The 6,265-nt window shown below is 48.6% G+C and carries 6 protein-coding genes; 3 read left to right on the top strand and 3 right to left on the bottom strand.

All coding sequences use genetic code 11. The annotated features are described in order from the left end of the window. The coding region (locus QZN42_RS09830; protein WP_296957202.1) for a hypothetical protein at window positions 1–703 on the bottom strand (703 nt) is incomplete at its 3' end. Between the two features lie 84 nt (window positions 704–787). Between QZN42_RS09830 and QZN42_RS09825 the strand changes: the two genes are divergently transcribed. Together QZN42_RS09825 and QZN42_RS09820 are read left to right on the top strand one after the other, a co-directional pair. Next, a complete protein-coding gene (locus tag QZN42_RS09825; RefSeq protein WP_296957199.1) occupies window positions 788–1,711 on the top strand; it encodes a hypothetical protein in 924 nt (307 codons plus the stop codon). 418 nt (window positions 1,712–2,129) lie between these two features. Further along, the gene (locus QZN42_RS09820) at window positions 2,130–3,236 is read left to right on the top strand and encodes a metallophosphoesterase (RefSeq protein WP_296957196.1); all 1,107 of its coding nucleotides are present in this window, start codon (window positions 2,130–2,132) and stop codon (window positions 3,234–3,236) included. 53 nt (window positions 3,237–3,289) lie between these two features. Here QZN42_RS09820 and QZN42_RS09815 read toward each other — a convergent pair whose 3' ends face one another. Both QZN42_RS09815 and QZN42_RS09810 read right to left on the bottom strand, forming a co-directional pair. Continuing rightward, window positions 3,290–3,676, bottom strand: a complete 387-nt coding sequence (locus QZN42_RS09815) for a type II toxin-antitoxin system HicB family antitoxin (RefSeq protein WP_296957193.1) — start codon at window positions 3,674–3,676, stop codon at window positions 3,290–3,292. A gap of 7 nt (window positions 3,677–3,683) precedes the next feature. Beyond that, complete coding sequence (locus QZN42_RS09810) at window positions 3,684–3,923, bottom strand: toxin HicA (RefSeq protein ID WP_296957191.1); 240 nt, start codon at window positions 3,921–3,923, stop codon at window positions 3,684–3,686. Window positions 3,924–4,377: 454 nt separating this feature from the next. Between QZN42_RS09810 and QZN42_RS09805 the strand changes: the two genes are divergently transcribed. Further along, the gene (locus QZN42_RS09805) at window positions 4,378–5,910 is read left to right on the top strand and encodes a sodium/proline symporter (RefSeq protein WP_296957188.1); all 1,533 of its coding nucleotides are present in this window, start codon (window positions 4,378–4,380) and stop codon (window positions 5,908–5,910) included. Window positions 5,911–6,265: the final 355 nt, after the last annotated feature.

The following is a 6,265-nucleotide window of genomic DNA, read 5'->3' as shown; positions in this document are numbered from 1 at the left end:
GGATTTTCAGCCATCTTTTTTCCCGGATGGCCTTCAGAATGACTGCTGCCGTCTCGCTGTCCAGCATATTCATGAAGGAATGATTGCGGAAAAGAAGGAGACTTTCCTCCTCGCTGAGACGGTCTTCCATATAGCTTCCGATGATGCCCAGAAGGTTTTCCTCGGAAGAAAAACGGAGAAGGTCCCGGTAATCTTCCAGCCTGATTCCATCTGTAGAAATACGGCAAGTCACCTTGCGGCCTTCTTTTTCCATCGTCAGGAGACCAAGCCCTGCGTATTCTTTCAGCTTCTTCCGTAGGGTGGATTCATCGAAAAAAAGTCCATCCCTGTGGGCAAGGTAATGGTCATAGAGCGCATTTTCTATTTCCTGCAGGGTCCGTGGACGGCCGTCAGAGAGGAAATCGAGCACCATGAAATGGAGGGTGATATCCCTGGCAGTGAAACTTTTCGCCTTGAAAGCACGGTACAGGGGATTGTGAGTGACCCGGCTGCCCTCGGGAGAAATGAAAAGGGTTTTCCCTGATGGGGTCTGGCGGAAGGAAACCCAGCCATCCAGGTAATTTTCGATGCGCCGCCTTTCATTGTCATAGCTTCTTGCGCTTTTGGCGGAAAATTCATCTCTCGTATGAAAGCCGTAGACGAAAAAATCCCGCAGGTATTCGCGGATATTGTCGAAATTTTTGATAAGTTCGCTGTATGCCATGGGGCCTCCTTTTTCTTTATTATACTATATACTTTTGAAATAGATTTTATGGTAAAATTTCTATAACAGGAGGTACCTATGAATATGTTAAAGAAAACAATCTGCCTCACCGCCCTTGCACTGGGCATGACCGGTATGGTTTTGGCAGCGGAGCCCGCCCCGGCGCCTGATGCGAAGCCGGTTCAGGAAAAAGCAGAAGAAAAAGCGCCGTCCCCGGCAGACGTCCTTTCTGCCCCGGCCCTCGAGCTGGCATCGGCCATCGGAAATATGGCCGCCGATGAAAGCGGAATGCAGACCATCGATGTCAATGGGAAATTCCCGCTGGTTGGAAATGCCCTGATTCATAATATAATCTATTCCAGGAAAAATCCCATGCAGGCAAAGAGCGTCATGACCGTTACCGTGGATGGCAACCGGTCCGCTGAAAGTTATGCCTATGCGGAAAAGAGCAAAGACGGGAAAGACCTCATTGTCTACATCGAAGATAACAGGAACGGCAAGGAACAGTGGATCCAAAAGACCATTCCCGTGTCCATCTACCAGCGTGCCGGTGATGCAGGATCGGCTGCATTGGACAATATCATGAAGAACATCAAATCAGTCAGGAAAGATTACAAGAATGACTATGCCGTAGAATTTGACGTATCCGGCGTCTATAAGGCAGGGGATGAAAAGAAATGGGACGCCCTGTCTCCTGAACAGAAAGAGACGGTGGCAGCCGTCCTTTCCGCCCTGGCAAAGCAGGGGTCCATCACGGCCACTGTGTCTATCGATAAAAAATCAAACCGCATCACAAAGATGGCCCTTCCCCTGACCGATACCATCCGCAATGCGGGAAACGCTTTCCTGGATACCATGAAGGGAGATGAGGGGACGAAGCTCCTCATGAAAGGCCTTCTGAGCCAGAGCGAACTGGATATGGCCATCGCCTTCGATGCCCTTCCCAAAGATACGGATTTCACCATTCCGGAAAAAGTAAGGAAAGAAGCGGTGGAAGAGAAGAAATAGTGGTTAGTGATTAGTGGTTGGTAGTTAGTTTTTAGCCGTTGGCAGAGCGGTTAGTTTTACATGGTGCGGATCGTGATTCGCGGTTCGTGAAGGGGGCAGCGCTTCATGTAAAAGGCGCTGCCTTTTACATTTATCAGCCGGAGGATTCTTTATCTGCATAAATGAGCCGAAAGGCTCCTTTTCGATTTTTATGGGATTATTTTATGGGATTATATAGTATAATATAAATAAAGAATTGACCATGATTCTATTTTTCTTATGATGAAAACCGTTTTGAGCACCAGCTGAGGGCCGAAGGCCAGATCCATACTTGCGCCCGAAGGGCGCCACCTGCACGAAGAACGAACAACGAACAACGAAGAACGATTAGCACAAGTGAATCTAATCATTTTATTTCCCCAAAAGGAGACAAAACCACATGGCTCCCCGCGATATATTCTATTCCATCCTTGGCCTTATGGGTGCCCTGATTTCAGGCGGCCTCTGGGCCCTCTTTTCTCATGGCTTCCGTTCCATCAACAATGCGGGGGGACTCATTGTATTTCTCCTGCTGCCCCTTCTTTTCGTCATTCCCCATACCCTGGCCCGCCGCCTGCCTCTAACGCTCGTGAAATTCCTGGGGCGCCTTGGCGGGTATGTGTTCTTTTATGTGTATTACGGACTTCTTATCCTCATTCCGTGGATCATTCTCCGTATTTCCTTCTTTTTCAAAGCACTGGCTCCCTATAAGGAAAGCGCCCTTTCCATGTATGCGGGCGGGGCGGCATTTCTTTTATTTCTCATCCTGGCAAGAGGCATCTGGGATGGCCATCATCCCATTGTCCGGCGGGTGAAAGTGGAAACAGAAAAATCTGTGAATGATTTCACCATTGCCTTTGTGAGCGATATCCATCTGGGACCTCATATCGGTAAAAATTTCGCAAGGCAGATGGTACGCCGCATCAACCATCTGAAACCGGACCTTGTGCTGATTGGAGGAGATATCATTGATGGGGATCTGAATACAGTACTCCGCGAAAAAAGCCTGGAAGGACTGGCCCGTTTCAAGGCGCCTCTTGGGACCTATGCGGTCTTTGGCAACCATGACCATTACGGACAGAATCTCAGGCTGGAAGGGACAATCCTGAAAGAAGAGGGGATTTCCATCCTTCACGGAGAATCGGAAGAACTTTCAAACGGAGCCGTCCTCACGGGAGTCATGGACTACAGCTACCATCCCGACGATTCCTTTGAAAGCTTTCCAGGGAAATTCCATATCGTTCTGGAGCATGAACCGGTGCACATGAAAGACGCAGCCCGGAAGGGGGCCGATTTATTCCTGGCCGGCCATACCCACGGAGGCCAGTTCTGGCCGAATTCCCACTTTGTGGGGAAACATTTTCCCTTTTACTTTGGCACAAAGAAATATGGAAATCTCACAGCCATCGTGACAAGCGGCTACGGCGCCTGGGGCGCCTGCTTCCGGAACGGGCATAAACCGGAAATCGTGCTGATTGAAGTGAACGGGAGAATGAAAATTGAATAAGTCGAGATTGGCATCAAAAAAGCATCACGACCATTAATCGCGATGCTTTTTTGTTAGTGGTTTTCTGTTATGCCTTTATCCAGGGGTTGGCCAAGACCCGAGGCCAGCAGGTATAAAGCCAGCTGATTCAGGCTGACCCCTTCTTCCCTGGCAGTGATGGCCAGTTTTTTATGAAGACTTTTGGGAATTCTCAGATTAAACCGGCCGCTGAACGCTTCCGCATCTACCGGCTCCGGGATAGGATAATTTTCTTCAATCGCGGCTTCCATCCAGCATTTTTCTGCATCTTCCAGCATTTCCAGCACTTCTTCTCTCGTTTCTCCCTGGGTGATGCAGCCCTTCAATTCGGGAATGTATCCCACAAAACCGCCGGCAGGATCGGCTTCAATGACCTGTCTATAGGGAAGGGACATATAATATTTCATATCTTTCACCATCATACCCTCCTTATTTTTCGTCCTCCATTTGACGCAGGACAATTTTCACATAAATTTCCTTGACATAGGGTCTTTTCTTTGGAATCGTAATGGGAAATCTTCCGGGCTTTGTATAGGTATAATGACTGGAACCGCCACCCGGGGTTCGGCAGGTATATCCATTTTCCAAAAGTATGGATTCCAGTTCATCAAATTTCACAGTCTTCGGATTATTCCGGATTCGCTGGAGTAACTTCTCAAATTGACTCATAGGGAACTCCTTTCATACAATATGGTATCATATATAGTACTAATTAGCAAGCAAAACAAAGAATTTTAAATATTTCAGGTATGCATCAATCAAAGTGCTCGACAAAAATGTAAATATCACATATAAAGTCGTGCAAAAAAATGTGGTATACCGGCTGAAAGTCCTGCAGAAAAATGTAGTGAATCACCAGAAAGTCGTCGACAAAAATGTGAAAGACCGGAATCGTTACAGAATCGGTCAATGATCAGGGAACAAATTTCTTATTAGTCATATGTGTAACCATCGGATTTCCAGCACCATTTTAAAGGAATCAGTAAAACCAAACGCAAAAGAATGGCAGTAAACCAATAAATTCGTATATTTCTATCAATTTCTTGAATTTTTAGCCCGAAATGTTATGAAATTATGGTATAATTGTCCTCATATAGAGGATATCTCAAAGGGGGAGCGTAATATGAAGACATCCATTATTTTTATTCTTGGCACCATCTTCGTCTACCTGGTGGGGATGCTTGTGATCGGGTTCCTGTGTGCGAAGAAGACCTCATCCACTTCGGACTTTTTCCTGGGCGGCCGGTCGCTGGGACCTTTCGTTACGGCCATGTCCGCCGAAGCGTCGGATATGTCCAGTTATCTCATGATGGGCCTTCCCGGACTTGCCTATCTTTCCGGGTCAGCCGACGTAGGCTGGACGATTATCGGCCTCTCTGCCGGCACCTATCTTTCCTGGCTTCTGGTGGCAAGGCGTATCCGCCGGTATTCTCAGGTGGTGAATGCCATTACGGTGCCTCAGTTCTTTGCGAACCGGTTCCATGATGAAAAATGTATCCTGACAGCGATTTCCGCCATCATCATCATTATTTTCTTCATCCCTTACACGGCTTCCGGCTTTGCAGGCTGCGGCAAGCTTTTCGCTTCCCTCTTCGGAATGGATTATATGACGGCCATGCTTGTTTCTGCCGTCGTTATCGTAGGGTACACCGCAACCGGCGGATTCCTGGCAGCTTCCATGACGGACCTCATCCAGAGTATCCTCATGACTACGGCTCTTTTCTTCGTCCTGGTAGTGGCAGTCGTCAGTGCGGGAGGCATCGATGCGGTCATTGAAAACGCATCCCGGCTCCCGGGCTATCTTTCCATGAACGAAACCTATATCGAAGCCACCGGCGAAAGCAAACCTTACACTCCGCTTATGATCATCACCACCATGTCCTGGGGCCTCGGTTACTTCGGTATGCCCCATTTCCTTCTCCGTTACATGGCCATCAAGGATGAAGCCAAACTGAAACTTTCCCGCCGGGTCGCTTCCACCTGGGCCTTTCTTTCCATGCTCATGGTTGTATGCATCGGTATTGCCGGCAGAAAAATGTCCGTGGACGGACTTATCCCCATGCTTCACGGAGCAGGCACAGAAACGGTAGTCGTTGAAATTTCAAACCTCATTGCCACTTTCGGCATCATCCCGGCCATTCTGGCAGGTATCATCCTTTCCGGGATTCTGGCCAGCGTCATGTCCACCGCCGATTCCCAGCTCCTTGCTGCGGCATCTTCTGTCTCCCAGAATCTGCTTCAGGAATTCATGCATAAGGAACTTTCCCCGGGAAAGAGTATGCTGGCAGCCCGGGTAACCGTTCTCTGCATTGCCCTTCTCGGTATCCTTCTTGCCAGAGATCCGAACAGCTCTGTCTTTGGCATCGTATCTTTTGCCTGGGCCGGCTTCGGCGCCTGCTTCGGACCGGTCATGATCTGTGCCCTCTTCTGGAAGCGGGCGACCCTTCCCGGAGCCATCTGCGGTATGATTACCAGCGGCATCATGGTCTTTGTCTGGAAATACCTCGTAAAACCTATGGGCGGAGTCTTTGGAATCTATGAACTTCTCCCTGCCTTCCTCACCGGTCTTTTCTTCATCGTAGTCGTCAGCCTGCTCACCAAAGCTCCTGACGAATCCATCGAGAAAGAATTCAAAGAAGCGGGCGCTGGATTTTAACTTTTGGAAATAAAAAGCTGTCTCTCCTTGCGAGGGACAGCTTTTTTGTGGTGAAAAAAGTGGTAAGTGGAAAGTGGTAAGTGAAAGCGCCGCTGATGCGGCGGAGTATATGGGGAAAGAGGCTATTGGAGTGGAAGGGCGATAGCGGACAGGAAGTGGAAAAGAAAGTGGCAAGGGGTAAGTGATAAGTACAGGCGCGCAACAAAAAGAGCGTCTTTTTGCTATGGCTGGGGGACAGCAAATAGGGTAAACAGTCTAAAACGGTCCCGTTGTCAAGGACACCCATTCCTAATTTTTCTGTTCGGGGTTAGCCCACTTATTCAGGCGGTCTTCTGCTCTTTGTCCTTCTCCTTTT

This window comes from uncultured Dialister sp. (assembly GCA_900314595.1).
Lineage (GTDB): Bacteria > Bacillota > Negativicutes > Veillonellales > Dialisteraceae > Dialister.
The sequence above is the reverse complement of the archived record's forward strand: the minus strand, read 5'-3'. Positions and strand labels throughout refer to the sequence as shown.

Excerpts from the sequence above, each read along its gene's own strand:
- QZN42_RS09825 (WP_296957199.1), top strand. The coding sequence starts at position 788 with ATGTTAAAGAAAACAATCTGCCTCACCGCCCTTGCACTGGGCATGACC.
- QZN42_RS09820 (WP_296957196.1), top strand. The coding sequence starts at position 2,130 with ATGGCTCCCCGCGATATATTCTATTCCATCCTTGGCCTTATGGGTGCC.
- QZN42_RS09815 (WP_296957193.1), bottom strand. The coding sequence starts at position 3,676 with ATGATGGTGAAAGATATGAAATATTATATGTCCCTTCCCTATAGACAG.
- QZN42_RS09810 (WP_296957191.1), bottom strand. The coding sequence starts at position 3,923 with ATGAGTCAATTTGAGAAGTTACTCCAGCGAATCCGGAATAATCCGAAG.
- QZN42_RS09805 (WP_296957188.1), top strand. The coding sequence starts at position 4,378 with ATGAAGACATCCATTATTTTTATTCTTGGCACCATCTTCGTCTACCTG.